This window comes from Chryseobacterium rhizosphaerae, from assembly GCF_003385455.1.
GTDB lineage: Bacteria > Bacteroidota > Bacteroidia > Flavobacteriales > Weeksellaceae > Chryseobacterium > Chryseobacterium rhizosphaerae.
The window spans coordinates 1-15,475 of record NZ_QNUF01000002.1 but is presented as its reverse complement, the minus strand read 5'-3'; the positions used below and the strand labels follow the sequence as shown (position 1 = coordinate 15,475).

Sequence of the window (15,475 nt, the reverse complement as noted above, 5' to 3'; positions counted from 1 at the left end):
AATTTTATCATGAAAAAAAATATAGTAAGAATAGTATTATTTGCATCGTTGGCTTTTACCGCTGCATCTTGTACAGATGAATTGACGGTTATGCCAAATGATAGATTGGTTTTAGAAAACTATTATCAATCTGAAAATGATTTTAGAAAAGGTGTGGACTATGCGTATGATGCATTTAAGATTTCGGGATATTATCAACAGGACTACAGTCAGATCATTGTTCCTGACGTAGTTTCGGATAACTTAATTCAGAATCCTCAGGGAAGAAGATCTAATAATGATGCGTATAATTTCAATTTTGCGGGAGATAATAATTCAGTTATTTCTATTTTTGGGGCAGGATATGCAGTGGCTGCAAGGGCTAATGTAGTTCTTGATAAACTTGGAAACCTAACACCAGGTGCATTCAGAAGTAATATTGAGGCGGAAGCAAGAGGTATTCGTGCCATAGCTCACTTTGATATTGTAAGAAGATACTGTAAGATCCCTACGCAATCTGCTGATGCAGGTACTTCGATAGGTATTGCCTATGTAGAAAAGTTTGATCCATTCCAGATGGTTCCCAGAAACCTGAATGTAAATCAGGTATATGATAAAATTATTGCTGATTTGCTTTTTGCAGAGCAAAATATTACGCAGAGTGGTAGTAATGCAGGTAAGCTTACAAAACCTGCTATCCAAGGGATGTTATCAAGAGTATATTTGTACAAAGGTGATTATGATAATGCTATTCTTTGGGGTCAAAAAGCTTTAGCTTTAAGCCCAAATGTAGGAACTATTATCACGTTTAAAGATATCTGGAATGACACGTCAAGTGACGGAGTATTATTTAAAATACTTAACTCAGGTATTGAAAATATCAAAACAGGTACGGCTTATAATCAAACTGTTGGCGGACAAATTAAATCAGAGTATGTAGTAGACTATGATTTTTATACCAAATTTGCTCCTACGGATATTAGAAAAAGCGCTTATATTATGACTTCTCCATTTCTTACAAAAACCTATAATAACGTTATTAAATACAAGCAGGCTGCTAATAAGCCAATTGAAGCGGTAGATGTGAAGTATTTAAGAACTGCTGAAGTTGTTTTAAATGTTGCAGAAGCAATGTTTAAGAAAGGAAATGAAGCCGGAGCTTTAGGATTATTGAATACATTAAGAGCGCAGAGATATACTGGATTTGTACCTGGTGCAGAAGCCGGACAAACTCTTTGGAATGCAATTATGCTGGAAAGAAGACTGGAATTGGCATTTGAAACGGACAGATTCTTTACATTAAAGAGACTTGGTCTTCCAATTCAAAGATCTAACTTTGGACCAGAATCAAATGGTGCTGGAAATCCTGCAGTAATGCTAAGCCTTCCTGCTTCAAGCCATAAGTGGCAGTGGCCAATTCCTCAAGAGGCAATTAATATTGATCCAGGTATTCAACAAAATCCTGGTTATTAATAATAATTAATTATTCAAAAAAAGAAAAACCTGCTAAAAGCAGGTTTTTTTGTTTTTAATTTCTTCTTATGCTATAAATAAAGTATATATTTTTTTGTTTTTAATCTGTCTTAGGATTTTATTAATTAACGCATAATATTTCAAAAAATTTTATAATCGTCAAAAGCATCATTTATATTTATTTTTTTCTTAATAAATTATTGTATTGCAAAAAATAATTAACATAAATTATCAATAGTTAAAATTTTTTTTCAATAAAAAAAACAGGGTTAATGTGTCGGAAACGGCCTGTAGAGGGCAAAAGCTTGTGAATGTTAATATTTATTAACATATTTGTCGCCTTAAAATTTATTAATAAAATTTGTTAATATGAATGTGAAACTAAGAGTATTAAGTGTTGGGGCTTTATTTTTTTTAGGGCAAACAGCTTTTGCGCAAAAAACAACAAAAGACTCTGATTCAAATGAAACGAAGATTGAAGAAGTAGTCGTTACAGGGTATCAGAAGAAGAAAGCGGATGAAATTACTCAGGCTCAGGCTGTAGTAGGTGGAGATGAAATCAGAAGAAACAGCCCTACTACTTCTATCGGTAACTCTTTACAAGGTAGAGCTTCAGGGGTGTTTGTACAAAGTAGTACCGGACAGCCAGGTGCCGCTGCGACAATTCAGGTAAGAGGTATTGGTGGTGTCGGTGGTTCTACAGATCCTACTTATGTGGTGAACGGGATGTACATGACAGCAAGACAATTCAGTGCAATTAACCCTGCAGACGTAGAATCTATTTCAATTCTTAAAGACGCTGCAGCTACTGCTCAGTATGGTGCAAGAGGAGCCAATGGAGTTGTTGTAGTGACTACAAAGGCCGGAAAAGCTGGAAAAACACGTTATTCATTTGAAACTAAATTTGGTTTCAGTGAAAGATTGAAGGACAATAATTATACCATGATGAATTCAAGAGAGCTAATGGGCTTTCAGAATCAACTAGGGTATTTAGGATTTAAGCCAAGATCTCAGCAAGAGATGGATAGACTTGCTGCATATGATCATAATTGGCAAAAAGACCTGTTAAAGCCTTCTGCTATTCAGTCTTATTTGTTCAGTGCACAAGGGGGTTCTAAAGAAAGTACTTTTTATTACTCATTAGGATATGATTCTGATAATGGGATCATCAGAGATATTGACGGACTTAAAAGATATACAGGTAACTTCGGTTTTACCAATAGGCTGAGTGAAAAACTGAACGTTGGAATTAACCTTGGAGTTCAATACCAGGAAACTCAGAACTTCAGAGATAGAAACAATACACAAAACCCATTTGGGGCAATGTATAAATATGCTCCATATGAGCCTGTTTATAACCCGGATGGAAGTTATAATCAAACCATGAGAGCAGGGTCCAATGTTGTAGAGCAGATTCGTAACTACAGATTGGATGATCAGAGACTGAGAATTCCGGTAACCTTATTTGCGGAATATAAAATTATCGATGGTCTGAAATTTAAAACCAATTTCAACGGACTTTTTGATTGGTTTATGGGAACTCAGTGGTTGAAAAAAGGATCAAATCTGGATTTAACGACAAACAAAGTTCCTACAGGAGCATTAAACAAAAATTCATTCTATCAGTTTAACTATACGTGGAATAACTCAATCAACTATAAAAAATCATACGGAAGTCACAACTTTGACTTCTTAGGATTTATAGAATATAACGATAACTTCTCTGAAACACTGAATGGTGGTGCTTATGGATTGAAATCTCCGGTATTAAACGTTCCTTCTATTACTACACCTTCAGAAAGAAATACGTTTACGGGAACTAAGGTTAGAAATACATTATTCAGTTTAGCAGGGATGTTAAATTATGACTATGAAGGTAGATATCTTGTAACAGGATCATTAAGAAGAGATGCTTCATCAAGATTCGGAGCAAATAATCAGAGCGGTGTATTCTGGTCTGCAAGTGCTGCTTGGAATATTGCGAAAGAAGAATTTATGAAAGGAGGCTTTATCAATGACTTAAAGCTTAGAGGATCATATGGTACTACAGGTAATGACGGAACTCTTCCTGATTATTATAACGTAAACAATATCAGCTACGGTTTATATGGTGCTAATGGTGCTTCTTATCCTGGTACATTTGCGCAAAGCAGTTATATCATCGGTAATACAAATCTTAAATGGGAATCCAATGCGATTACTAACTTGGGGGTAGATTTCACCATGATGAACAGAAGAATCCGTGGATCTGTTGAAGTATATCAGAACAAGAGAAAAGATTTTGTACAGCTTGTACCTTTAGATAAGCAGGAAGGAGGATATTACCAGTATATCAATGCGGGAGATATGTCTCAGAAAGGTCTTGAAGTTGAACTTAGTGCAGATATCATCAAAAAGAAAGATTTCCAGTGGAATTTACATGCTAATATTTCTTTCCAGAAATCAACTCTTGATAAGTTAGCAGATGGTCAAACTGAAAGAAACTTAGGTGATACTTATCTTAAAGTAGGTGAAGCTCCATATGTATTCTACAATGTGAGATTCGCAGGAGTAGATCCAAATAACGGAGATGCATTATATTATGACAAGGCAGGAAATGTAACTAACGTGTACAGCGCTTCTAACGCAGTTCCTATTACAGACAAATCTCCTTTCCCAAAAAGTTTTGGTGGATTCGGAACTACAGTTCAGTACAAAGGACTTGATTTCAGTGCAGATTTTGCATTCAAGCTGGGAGGATATACTTATAACAATATGTACGCTGCTGCTGTTGATCCAACTCTTGCTGTTGCAGGGAGAAACATGGCACAATCTGCTGCTAATGTTTGGCAAAACCCAGGGGATACCAATGTGTTCCAGAAAGTAGATTCAAACGGTATGCGCGATTCTGATCAATGGATTGAAAAAAATGATTATTTAAGATTAAGATCTCTTACATTAGGATATACATTTGATAAAGAACTCCTTGGAGAAGGATCACCTATCAACAAGCTTAGAGCATATGTACAGGGACAGAATCTATTTACTGTAACTAAATTCCACGGAGAACCTGAAGTTTCAGTAGGATCTGGTGAATCTACTGCATTATTTGTTCCTGGATCATACAACCTTTATACTTACCCAGCTGTAAGAACAATCCTGGTAGGGTTGCAATTAGAATTTTAATATTGAATAGCTTTATGAAAAAGAATATAATAAAAATAAGTTTAGCTGCGTTAACGGCCATTGTTACGTTGACGTCTTGTGATAGAAATTTAGATCAAATCTCGTCAATTAATGAAGATCAGGAGCAGGCAATGACCAGACCTGAATCATTCAGACAGGTTTTAGATGGTGCATATACTGCCCTTAAAGGAGCTGGATATTATAACAGTGATACTGGTAGCCAGCTTATTATGGGTGACCTTACTACTGACAATTTGATTCGTACGGCTTCAGGAAGAAATTCAAACTTTGCGGCTTCAAATTTTGAGTTTTCTTCAGATAATCCTCAGACAACAGGATTGTATAGTGCAGCTTATCTTGCAATCAGCAGAACAAACTTTGTGTTGTCCTATATCAATAACGGAGTATTGTCAGGTGCACAAAAAATGAATATAGAAGCAGAAGCGAGAGCATTGAGAGCAATCGTTCACTTCGATATTGTAAGAGCATATTCTCAAATTCCTACACAATCTGCAGGAGCTAAAAATTCTATTGGAATTTATTATTCAGAAAAATATGCTCCATTAAATAATACGGCTTCCAGAAATCTTACTGTTGAACAGGTGTATGATAAAATCATAGCAGATTTATTATTTGCGGCTGATAATATTACACAGAATGATGCTGATAAAGGAAGAATGAGCAAGGCTGCAATCTATGGATTATTATCAAGAGTAAACCTTTATAAAGGAGATTACGCTAATACAATCAAATATGGAGAATTAGCGTTAGGTCTTTCACCAAGTATCACAACATTAGATAACTTTAACAGAATTTGGAAAGAAAACGAAGGGTTATCCAGGATTACTGATGGTGTTTTGTTCCAGGTGTCTAATACTCCGGCAGAATCTAATAATACTGTAGGATCTGCATACAATCAGGCAGTACCTAGTCTTAGATCAGAATTTGTGGTAGATTATGATTTATATACTGCATATACTGCCGATGATGTAAGAAAATCTACCTATTTTACAACCAGTGTATACAGTGGTGGAAAATATAATCACGTAACAAAATATGCTGGTAACGGAGGTCCTTCTAATGTGGTACCTATTAAGTACATGAGATCTGCTGAAGTATTGTTAAATATTGCAGAAGCGTATTACAAAACAGGTAACCCTGCACAGGCTCTTACTTTATTGAATAAATTAAGACAAGAAAGACATTCTTCATTTACTCCGGGAACGGAAGCAGGACAGGCTCTTTTAGATGCTATCCTGAAAGAAAGAAGATTAGAGCTTGCCTTTGAAAATGACAGATGGTACACCCTGAAAAGATTAGGTCTTTCTGTTCAGAGATCAGGTAAAGGAGATCTTTTTGACGGTACAGGAGCACCGGCTGTTAAGCAGACTCTTGACGCTGGAAGTTATAAATGGCAATGGCCGATCCCTGTTACAGCGATCCAGGCTAATCCTAATATTAAGCAAAACGACAATTATTAATTATCGTACAATTCTATAGCAGAGGCTATCTCATTTTTGAGATAGCCTCTTTTATTTCTTATTATTTCTTATTTTTGCTGTACAATAATGAATAATGAAGTACATCCTTTTCATACTCATCTTCTTTGGTTTTGTGAGCAAAGCTCAGGTTGTTGATAAAACAGATCCTAACAAATCAACTCAAAAAGAAGAAGATACCCTGGTCATAGACTCCGGGAAAAAAGACTCCTTAAAAATTTTTAAACCTACCATCAACGATTATCAATACCAAACCCAGTTTTCAGAAAAAAAAGTTTTTGATACGGTAATGACTTTTGATAAGACCCATATTTTTTCACAGTACAACAACCGTGATAATTTTGGAAGAGCTCAACCGGCTAACATCGGAGCAGGTTTTAATCCGCTTGTATTTGAGGTGAATCCCGAGCAGAATTTATCTTTGCTGCCTTCCAATAAATCTTACATGATTCTGGGAGCTAACGATGTGAAATATTATGATGTAAAAACACCTACCGCCTCATTCATTTATCATACGGCAATGAAAAACGGTGCTGCATTAAATTCAACCTATACCCAGAATATTGGGAAAAGATTCAATTTTGCCATTGAGTATATGGGATTGCGCTCTCAGGGATTTTATAGGAATTCCTTAGCGGCAAATAACAACACAATATTTTCAGGACATTATACTTCAAAAAGTGGAAACTATGAGCTATTTGCCCATTATCTTCATCAGAATGTAAATAATCAGGAAAGTGGAGGGCTGGTAGAAGATAATCTGTTTCAAAATGGAGACAGTAATTCTAATAACAGGCAAAATATGCAGGTTAATTTGGCCTCCAGCAGCTCGCAGTTTGCCTATAGAAGATACTATTTGAGTCATCAATTCACGCCATTCAATGCAGAAAAATTCCCATTCAGCATACGACATACCATTTCTCATCAGGGAAACAAATATTATTATAACCAGGGAGCTCTGGAGCAGTATTGGTATAAAGAGCCCACAGAATTGGTCAATGGGTTTCCTTTGGCAACTAAAAAATATTCAGAGAATTTCAGCAATACGGTAAGTTTGGTTTTCAATAATGAAAAATTCAAACTGGATGCAGGGGTTCGTTATCAGATTTTGAAATTTGGAATTAATAACACTGTTATTGCCAATGGGGTAGCTTTTCCTAATGAGCTTAAAGAAAACAGGATTGGGGCTGTCGGAAATTTGCAGGTAAAACTTTTGGATAAAATACAGTTGAATTCATTTTTAGAATTTTCAAACGGAAGCCAGTTTAAAAGCTATCTTAAAACGACGAACAATCTGAAATTTGAACCTATAAAAGATTATTTTGTCAACGCAAAAGTAAACTTCCAAAGTGCTTACCCTTCATTTAATTATTTATTAAACACTTCAGTTTACGGTAAGTATAATTATTATCTTGAGAATGCCAAGAATCAGTCTGTCATGGAAATTGGAGGAAGCATTAATTTGAAGTGGTTCAAGACGGAAATTTTCGCAAACTATTTCAGAATTGATAACTATACTTATTTTGACAGCAACGCTAATCCAAAACAAAGTGAAAGTTCATTGAACATTTCTCAGATCGGAGGAGATGCAACCTTCAGCTATGGCAAATTTCATTTAAATACGAGACTGCATTTCCAAAATGCATTAACGAATAAAGAATTGCTTCCGATGCCAAGTTTTATCGGAAGAGCTAATTTCTTCTTTCAGACTCAGGCATTTAAAAAAGCTGCTGAAATTCAGGCAGGAATTAAGGTCTATTACTTCTCTAAATTTGCATCCAGAGATTATTTTCCAATTCTTAATGAGTATATTTTGCCTGATGCAAATTCATTTTCCATCGGTGGACAGCCTATTGCAGACCTTTATGTAAATATGAAAGTCAAAAAAATGTTCTTCTTTATCGAAGGACAACAGATGGGAACTGTTATTTCCAGTAACAAAGCATATGCATTTCCGCATTACCCCGTATATGACTTCAGGTTGAATATCGGAATTGTGTGGTATTTGTTCAACTAAAAACAAAACAAGTTGAAAACAATTAATAAAATATCATTTAACGATATAGAAAGCATTCCTCAATTGGTAAAAGATTTTTTGAATCAGAAAATTGAGGGTTTTGAGAAACATACATTTTCTTTAGATCATTTCAGAAATCAGATCGAACTAAAGAAAGAATTATTCTTACCCGAGCAGAGGGAAATACTTTATGATGTATTTGAAAAACAGCTTTCAGATCTCAAGCTTTCTTCAAAACAAAAGGGAAATCTGGATAATCTCAGACTTCCCAATACATTTACCATTACAACCGGTCATCAGCTGAATTTATTTTCGGGACCTGTTTTCTTTGTCTATAAAATTCTACAGACAATTAAGACGTGTACTTACCTGAAAGAAAATTTTCCGGATTTTAATTTTGTACCGGTATATTGGATGGCTTCGGAAGACCATGATTTTGCGGAGATCAATCATTTTAAAACTGAAAGTAACTACTACGAAACCCACGAGAAATCAGGAGGGGCTGTAGGAAGAATACAGATCACCGATACCTTTTTTATCTCGGAATTTGAAAAAGAATTTAAAGATTCTGTTTTCGGTACCGAGCTGATCTTAATGCTGAAAGAATCCTATAAGCAAGGAAATACCCTGACACAAGCTATTAAAACATTAGTTAATCGTCTTTTTTCAGAGTGGGGCCTTATGATTTTGGATGGAGATTCTAAAGAATTAAAGAATCAGATTAAAGATGTTTTTAAAGATGAGCTTCTCCACTGCAGTTTACAAAAAACTTCAAAAAGCAAAGTCGATTTTCTCACGGAGAAATACGGAAAAGTACAGGTAAATCCTCGGGATATTAATCTTTTCTATCTTACCGAAACAAGAGATAGGATTGAATATAACGGTCAAAAATATAGTATTGTAGACACAGATATTCAGTTGACACAGGAAGAAATATTGACTGAACTTGAAAATCATCCTGACAGATTCAGTCCTAATGCTTTGATGCGACCTGTATACCAGGAAAAAGTATTGCCAAACCTGGCTTATATTGGAGGAAATGCCGAAATCATGTATTGGCTGGAGCTTAAAGACTATTTTTCTGCAATTAATATTCCTTTTCCTATTCTGATTCCAAGAAATTCAATGCTTTTCCTGAAAGAAAAAACACTGGGGAAAATTGAAAAATTGGACCTTAGTATAGAAGACTTTTTTCAGAACTTTACCATCATTACCAACCGTAAAATTTTAAATGATAATACCATTTTAAAGTTGCTGGATGAAAAGGAAGAACTTTTAATTCGTAGCTTTTCAGAACTGAAAGCAACAGCCTCTATCACGGAGAAATCTTTCGGAAACCTTGTGAATGCAGAAGAAGTGAGACAGTTGAAATCATTTAAAAGAATGAAAAAACGTTTGCTTCATGCTGAAAAAATTAAACAAGGAGAATTGCTGGAGAGGCTTGAGAATCTGTTCTTAAGTGTACATCCTTCTAAAACATGGCAGGAAAGGGTATATAACTTTAGTACATTCTTTTCAGATGAAGGATATTCATGGCTTGAAAATTGTTTGGAAGAAATGGTGGTTCAAGAATCCAAATTAATAATTGTTGCCATTTAATTTTAAAGGAGTATTTTTGTAAATTATAATTATCGAATATGATAAAGAGGTTTTTTATTCTATCTAGTTTATGTATGGTTTTGGGAGTTTCAGCTCAAAAATCTCATACGGTTGTACAAGGTGATAACCCTTACAACATCGCAAAAAAGTATGGAATAACTGTAGATGAATTGCTGAAGCTAAACCCAAAGTTTAAGGACGGCAAATTGGCTATTGGAGATATTTTGACAATAAAATCAGATAAAGTAACTGCTCCGGTTGTTACCAAAACTGCCGTAGCCGAAAAAGTAAAAACCAATACGAATGCTTCGCTTGGAAAAATTGTTTTACAGCCAAAGCAAACGATCTATGGGATTACCAAGCAGTACAGAATCTCTGAAACCGATTTAAGAAAACTGAATCCTGAATTGGATTCTCATATGAAAATCGGAGATGAGATCACATTACCTCTTGCCAGCATAAAAAAATATGGAGACAGCCAGCAGGTTATTGCTACTGAAAAACCGGTAGAGACTCCAGTAGAAAAAGAAGTTACTGTAACTCCTCCAGCTGTAGCTGTAGAAGGGGAAACATATGTAATTCAGGCTAAGGATAATTATTACAGAATAACGAAACAGTTTGGAGTCACTCAACAGGATCTTTTTGCTTTAAATCCTGGATTAGAAGAAAAAGGATTAAAACCTGGAGATTCCATCAAAATAAAAAAATCAAATACGGATACCGTTGCTGAACCTGTCAATCCAAAAACAAAAATAGATTCAGGAAACGAAAAATCTTCTTCATCCAATGTGGTTGTAGGAGATGATTATGTAACCTATACTGTTCAGCAGGGAGATACTGTATTCTCTATTGTTAATAAATTTGGAGTGAGTATCGATGATTTGATCGCTCTGAACCCGGATCTTTCACATGGATTGAAATCCGGAATGGTTTTAAAAATCAAAAAGCAGGATCCTGCTTATGTAAAGAAAAACGGAGATGCTTTGAGTGTGGTGTTGATGTTACCGTTTGGTTACAGTACCAACGAAACTCAGTACCGGGGAATGGCTTTAGACTTTCTAACCGGAGCTAAACTGGCTATTGAAAGAAACGCACGAGGTGGTCAGAAACTGGATATTAAAATAGTGGATTCCGGAAACGAGGCTTCATTTAAAAATTCTCTGACACAGATCAATCCGGACAATACCGATTTGATTATCGGACCATTCTTTAAGTCTAATGTGATTGATGTCTTGGATTTTACCAAAAATCAAAAAATTCCAATTGTAGCACCATTTGCTAACTCTCCTGAATTATACAACTACAGCAACCTGATTATTGTTGAAACAAACAATCAGACATATGCTGATAAAATTGTTGAAGAAGTAAAAGGAGTATATTCAGATCAGAAAATATATATAGTGGCAGATGCTAAGAAAGAAAATGCTAACTATATTAAAGCAGGTCTTGAAAAATCTGTTAAAAATCCAAATGTTGTTATTGTTAATTCTCCGGCAGAAATTCAGCTGGATCAGAATATGATGACTGGGCAATCTGCCCCGGTTATTGCAGTCCTGGCCAATGATAATGATAGCATGGGAGAGGCTTTTGCCAACAGAATGATTGCTCTTTCTAAAGAAGTACAGGGAGTGAAAGCTTTCAGTTTATTCTATTCTCCAATTTTTGAAAAGAAAGTGGATGACCTGAGCCAGGCCAGCCTGGTGTACCTGATGGACAGAAAGATCAATACTGACGGAGGATTTGAAAAAGAAATCCTGGCAGCCTATAAAACAAAATACTGTAAAACACCTCCAAAATATGCCATCGTAGGTTTTGATGTGGTGAATGATATGCTGACCAGAGAAAATAAAAAAGGAGAGATCTTTAAGCAGATGAATAAAGTTCAGACCCAGCTTGCAACAAAATTTGAGTTTGTAAAATCTAAAGCCAACGGAGCTTACGTAAATACTGGATACAGAGTAATCAGATTGGTTCCATAAATGATTTATATCTCTTTAACAGTATATTGTTAACAATATAGTTATATTTGCATAATATTTAATTCAGTACATGAAAGCACTTGTATTTCCTGGGCAGGGTTCTCAGTTCGTAGGAATGGGAAAAGAATTGTATGATTCTAGAAAAGATATCAAAGATCTGATGGAATCTGCCAATGAAATTTTAGGTTTCGATATTCTTTCCATTATGTTTAACGGAGCAGATGAGGATCTTAAGAAAACAGAGGTTACCCAGCCTTCAATTTTTATACATTCAGTAGCAGCATTAAAAGCAGTAAACGGTCTTGGAGCTGAAATGGTGGCAGGACACTCTTTAGGAGAGTTCTCAGCACTGGTAGCTAACGGAGTTTTATCTTTTGATGATGGTTTGAAATTAGTATCCGAAAGAGCTAAGGCTATGCAGGAGGCTTGTGATGCAAATCCAAGTTCAATGGCAGCAATTTTAGGATTGGAAGATGCTAAAGTGGAAGAAATCTGTGCTCAAATCAATGGAATTGTAGTTCCTGCCAATTATAACTGTCCTGGGCAATTGGTAATTTCTGGAGAAACACCTGCAGTAGAGGAAGCTTGTGCTAAATTGAAAGAAGCAGGAGCAAAAAGAGCCTTATTACTGGCTGTAAACGGAGCTTTCCATTCGCCATTAATGCAGCCGGCACAAGAAAGATTAGCTGCAGCTATTGAGAAAACAAAATTCAGAAAAGCTACGATTCCTGTATATCAGAATATTACTACTACAGCGGTGACAAACCCTGATGAGATTAAACAAAATCTTATTGATCAACTTACTGGTCCTGTAAAATGGACACAGTCTGTTCAGAATATGATCAAAGATGGTGCTTCTAATTTTGTAGAAGTTGGACCTGGAAAAACCCTTCAGGGGCTGATCAAAAAAATTGACGGATCTGTAGACGCTGTTTCTGCAATCTAAAATAAAAAAATATGAACGCGATATTTTCACCGGGCAAGCTTATGCTTACTTCAGAATATTTCGCGATAGACGGAGCTCTTGTCCTGGCGGTACCTACCAAGCTTGGACAAGAGTTTTTTTTTGATGAAAAAAATGACGGCAAATCCCTGATTCTTTGGGAAGCTTTTCATCAGAACCAATTATGGCTAAAAGTTGTCATAGACTATAAAAATTGGCAGATTCTTGAAGCCAACATCCCGTCAAGCGCTGAGTTTATTCTAAAAACTTTAAAGAATGTACAGCAGCTTTCCGATATAAAATTCAAAAACGATTGTACTTACCATTTAAAAACAAATCTTCAGTTTCCTGCAGATTATGGGCTGGGAAGCAGTTCTACCTTAATGAATAACCTGGCAGAATGGTCCGAAATCGATCCTTTTTATTTGAACTCAATCAGCTTAGGAGGAAGTGGCTACGATATTGCGGTCGCAAAAGAAAAATCCGCAGTCCTTTTCCGCAGTAAACCGGAAATCAAATATGAGAAGGTAACTTTCAATCCTCCTTTTAAAAATGAATTGATTTTTATTCACTTAAATCAAAAGCAAGATAGCAGAGAAGGAATCCGTTTTTACAAGTCAAAAAAGAAATCTCCGGAACTGGTGAATGAATTTTCAGATATCACAAAGAAAATTTTGTTATGCAATGAATTGCAAAATTTTTCTGAGCTAATGATGATTCATGAGCAAAAAATTTCCGATTTCCTTGAAATTCCTACAGTTAAAGAACGATTATTCTCAGACTGCCCTTGTTTTGTAAAAAGTTTGGGGGCATGGGGTGGAGATTTCGTGATGAGTGCCAAATTTGGGGACTATAAAGACTATTTTTGGGAGAAGGGTTTTACTAGTGTTTTTGAATGGCAAGATATAATTAATTTATAATCAATAAATTACAAGCCCCTTTTTTTATTTGTGATTCTGACTTATATCAGTATATTTAAACCACCTTTAACAAATAATTAATATTATTTTTGTTGAACTCAATAAAGAAATAGAAAATATAAGTAAAATGAAAAACACTAAAATCATCCAGGATTTAGAGAAATTAGGGATTAAAGGAAACTATGAAGTCGTATACAATCCTTCATATGAAGAATTGTATCAGGCTGAAGTTTCTCCTGAAAATCAGGGATTTGAGGAAGCTGAGCTTACAGAATCTGGCGCGGTATCGGTAAAAACAGGAATTTTCACAGGTCGTTCACCTAAAGACAGATATATTGTTCAGGATGATGTTACAAGAGATACAATTTTCTGGGATGGTAAAGTAAACCTACCTACCACTTCAGAAATTTTCGGGTCTTGTAAAGAACTAGTGATGAATCAGCTGGCGGAGGCAAAAAAAATCTATGTAGTAGATGCTTTCTGCGGGACAAATGCTGATACAAGACTTAAAGTAAGATTTATTGTTGAAGTGGCATGGCAGGCACATTTCGTTACCAATATGTTCATTCGCCCTTCTCATTTTGAGCTTGAAAACTTCGGAGAGCCTGATTTCACTGTAATCAATGGTTCTAAAACGACGAATCCAAACTGGGAAGCTCAAGGATTAAATTCTGAAAACTTCATCATGTTCAACCTTACTGAAAAACTACAGATTATCGGTGGTACTTGGTATGGTGGTGAGATGAAAAAAGGAATGTTTGCTATGATGAACTATTACCTTCCATTGAAAGGTATGGCTTCAATGCACTGTTCTGCTAACGTAGGAGAAGAAGGTGATGTTGCTTTATTCTTTGGTCTTTCTGGAACAGGTAAAACTACTTTATCAGCAGATCCAAAAAGATACCTTATCGGTGACGATGAGCACGGATGGGATGATAACGGAGTATTCAACTATGAAGGAGGATGCTATGCTAAAGTTATCGATTTATCAGAAGAAAAAGAACCGGATATTTTCAGAGCGATCAAGAGAGATGCACTTCTTGAAAACGTTGTTGTTAACAATGGAGTAGCAGATTATAAAGACGGATCAATCACTGAGAATACAAGAGTTTCTTATCCAATCTATCATATCAACAAAATTGTATTGCCATCTAAGGCAGGGCACGCTAAAAAGATTGTTTATCTTTCAGCAGATGCTTTCGGAGTACTTCCTCCGGTTTCTATCCTGAATGAAGATCAGGCTCAGTACCACTTCCTTTGCGGGTATACTTCAAAACTTGCCGGAACAGAAAGAGGAATTACAGAACCTCAGCCATCTTTCTCACCTGCATTTGGTGAAGCATTCCTTACATTACACCCTACAATGTATTCTAAAACATTGATCGGTAAAATGAAAGAGCATGGTGCTAAAGCATATTTAGTAAACACAGGTTGGAACGGTACAGGAAAAAGAATTTCTTTAAAAGATACAAGAGCAATCATTGATGCTATTATTGACGGTTCTATTGATAACGCTCCTAAAACTCAGGTTCCAATCATGAATCTTGAAATTCCTACAGCACTTCCAAATGTTTCTGAAGGTATCCTAGATCCTAGAGATACTTACGCGAATGTTTCCGAGTGGGAAGAAAAAGCAAAAGATCTTGCTTCAAGATACATTAAAAACTTTGAGCAGTACTGTGATACTGAAGCAGGTAAAAAACTAATTGCTTCAGGACCTCAATTACAGGAACAAACAATCTAATAAGATTATTTACAATACATACAAAAGCCTCATCACTGATGAGGCTTTTTTTATTTTTTTGTCCCGTCCTGAAATAAGTTGACAATTACTCAACTTATATTATGAAAGATCAAGAATTAAAAAAGGAAAAGCGTACTCAAAGAGATTACAGTATTGG

9 protein-coding genes are annotated in these 15,475 nt (G+C 35.6%); all 9 read left to right on the top strand.

Going from position 1 to position 15,475, the window contains the following annotated elements; all coding sequences use genetic code 11:
- Positions 1–9: 9 nt before the first annotated feature.
- The 9 genes from DRF57_RS01680 to pckA all read left to right on the top strand — a co-directional run bounded on the left by DRF57_RS01680 (position 10) and on the right by pckA (position 15,318).
- Positions 10–1,452: a RagB/SusD family nutrient uptake outer membrane protein gene (locus DRF57_RS01680; RefSeq protein ID WP_115916594.1), complete on the top strand. Its 1,443-nt coding sequence runs from the start codon at positions 10–12 to the stop codon at positions 1,450–1,452.
- A 369-nt stretch (positions 1,453–1,821) separates the two neighbouring features.
- Entirely contained in the window at positions 1,822–4,617 is a 2,796-nt protein-coding gene (locus DRF57_RS01675; RefSeq protein WP_115916592.1) for a SusC/RagA family TonB-linked outer membrane protein, read from the top strand.
- A 14-nt stretch (positions 4,618–4,631) separates the two neighbouring features.
- Positions 4,632–6,098 (top strand): RagB/SusD family nutrient uptake outer membrane protein, encoded by a 1,467-nt coding sequence (locus DRF57_RS01670; protein ID WP_115916590.1) that lies wholly within the window; start codon positions 4,632–4,634, stop codon positions 6,096–6,098.
- Between the two features lie 94 nt (positions 6,099–6,192).
- Positions 6,193–8,133 carry a putative porin gene (locus DRF57_RS01665; RefSeq protein ID WP_115916588.1) on the top strand — a complete coding sequence of 647 codons (1,941 nt, stop codon included), beginning with the start codon at positions 6,193–6,195 and terminating at the stop codon, positions 8,131–8,133.
- A gap of 12 nt (positions 8,134–8,145) precedes the next feature.
- Positions 8,146–9,732 (top strand): bacillithiol biosynthesis cysteine-adding enzyme BshC, encoded by a 1,587-nt coding sequence (gene bshC, locus DRF57_RS01660; protein ID WP_115916586.1) that lies wholly within the window; start codon positions 8,146–8,148, stop codon positions 9,730–9,732.
- A gap of 38 nt (positions 9,733–9,770) precedes the next feature.
- Entirely contained in the window at positions 9,771–11,711 is a 1,941-nt protein-coding gene (locus DRF57_RS01655; protein ID WP_228450406.1) for a LysM peptidoglycan-binding domain-containing protein, read from the top strand.
- A 70-nt stretch (positions 11,712–11,781) separates the two neighbouring features.
- Positions 11,782–12,657, top strand: coding sequence for an ACP S-malonyltransferase (gene fabD / locus DRF57_RS01650; RefSeq protein ID WP_047484973.1), 876 nt, complete (start codon positions 11,782–11,784; stop codon positions 12,655–12,657).
- An 11-nt stretch (positions 12,658–12,668) separates the two neighbouring features.
- Positions 12,669–13,574: a GYDIA family GHMP kinase gene (locus DRF57_RS01645; RefSeq protein ID WP_115916582.1), complete on the top strand. Its 906-nt coding sequence runs from the start codon at positions 12,669–12,671 to the stop codon at positions 13,572–13,574.
- 127 nt (positions 13,575–13,701) lie between these two features.
- Positions 13,702–15,318: a phosphoenolpyruvate carboxykinase (ATP) gene (gene pckA / locus DRF57_RS01640; RefSeq protein WP_115916580.1), complete on the top strand. Its 1,617-nt coding sequence runs from the start codon at positions 13,702–13,704 to the stop codon at positions 15,316–15,318.
- The last annotated feature ends 157 nt before the right edge of the window (positions 15,319–15,475 follow it).

Excerpts from the sequence above, each read along its gene's own strand:
- DRF57_RS01680 (WP_115916594.1), top strand. The coding sequence starts at position 10 with ATGAAAAAAAATATAGTAAGAATAGTATTATTTGCATCGTTGGCTTTT.
- DRF57_RS01675 (WP_115916592.1), top strand. The coding sequence starts at position 1,822 with ATGAATGTGAAACTAAGAGTATTAAGTGTTGGGGCTTTATTTTTTTTA.
- DRF57_RS01670 (WP_115916590.1), top strand. The coding sequence starts at position 4,632 with ATGAAAAAGAATATAATAAAAATAAGTTTAGCTGCGTTAACGGCCATT.
- DRF57_RS01665 (WP_115916588.1), top strand. The coding sequence starts at position 6,193 with ATGAAGTACATCCTTTTCATACTCATCTTCTTTGGTTTTGTGAGCAAA.
- DRF57_RS01655 (WP_228450406.1), top strand. The coding sequence starts at position 9,771 with ATGATAAAGAGGTTTTTTATTCTATCTAGTTTATGTATGGTTTTGGGA.
- fabD (WP_047484973.1), top strand. The coding sequence starts at position 11,782 with ATGAAAGCACTTGTATTTCCTGGGCAGGGTTCTCAGTTCGTAGGAATG.
- DRF57_RS01645 (WP_115916582.1), top strand. The coding sequence starts at position 12,669 with ATGAACGCGATATTTTCACCGGGCAAGCTTATGCTTACTTCAGAATAT.
- pckA (WP_115916580.1), top strand. The coding sequence starts at position 13,702 with ATGAAAAACACTAAAATCATCCAGGATTTAGAGAAATTAGGGATTAAA.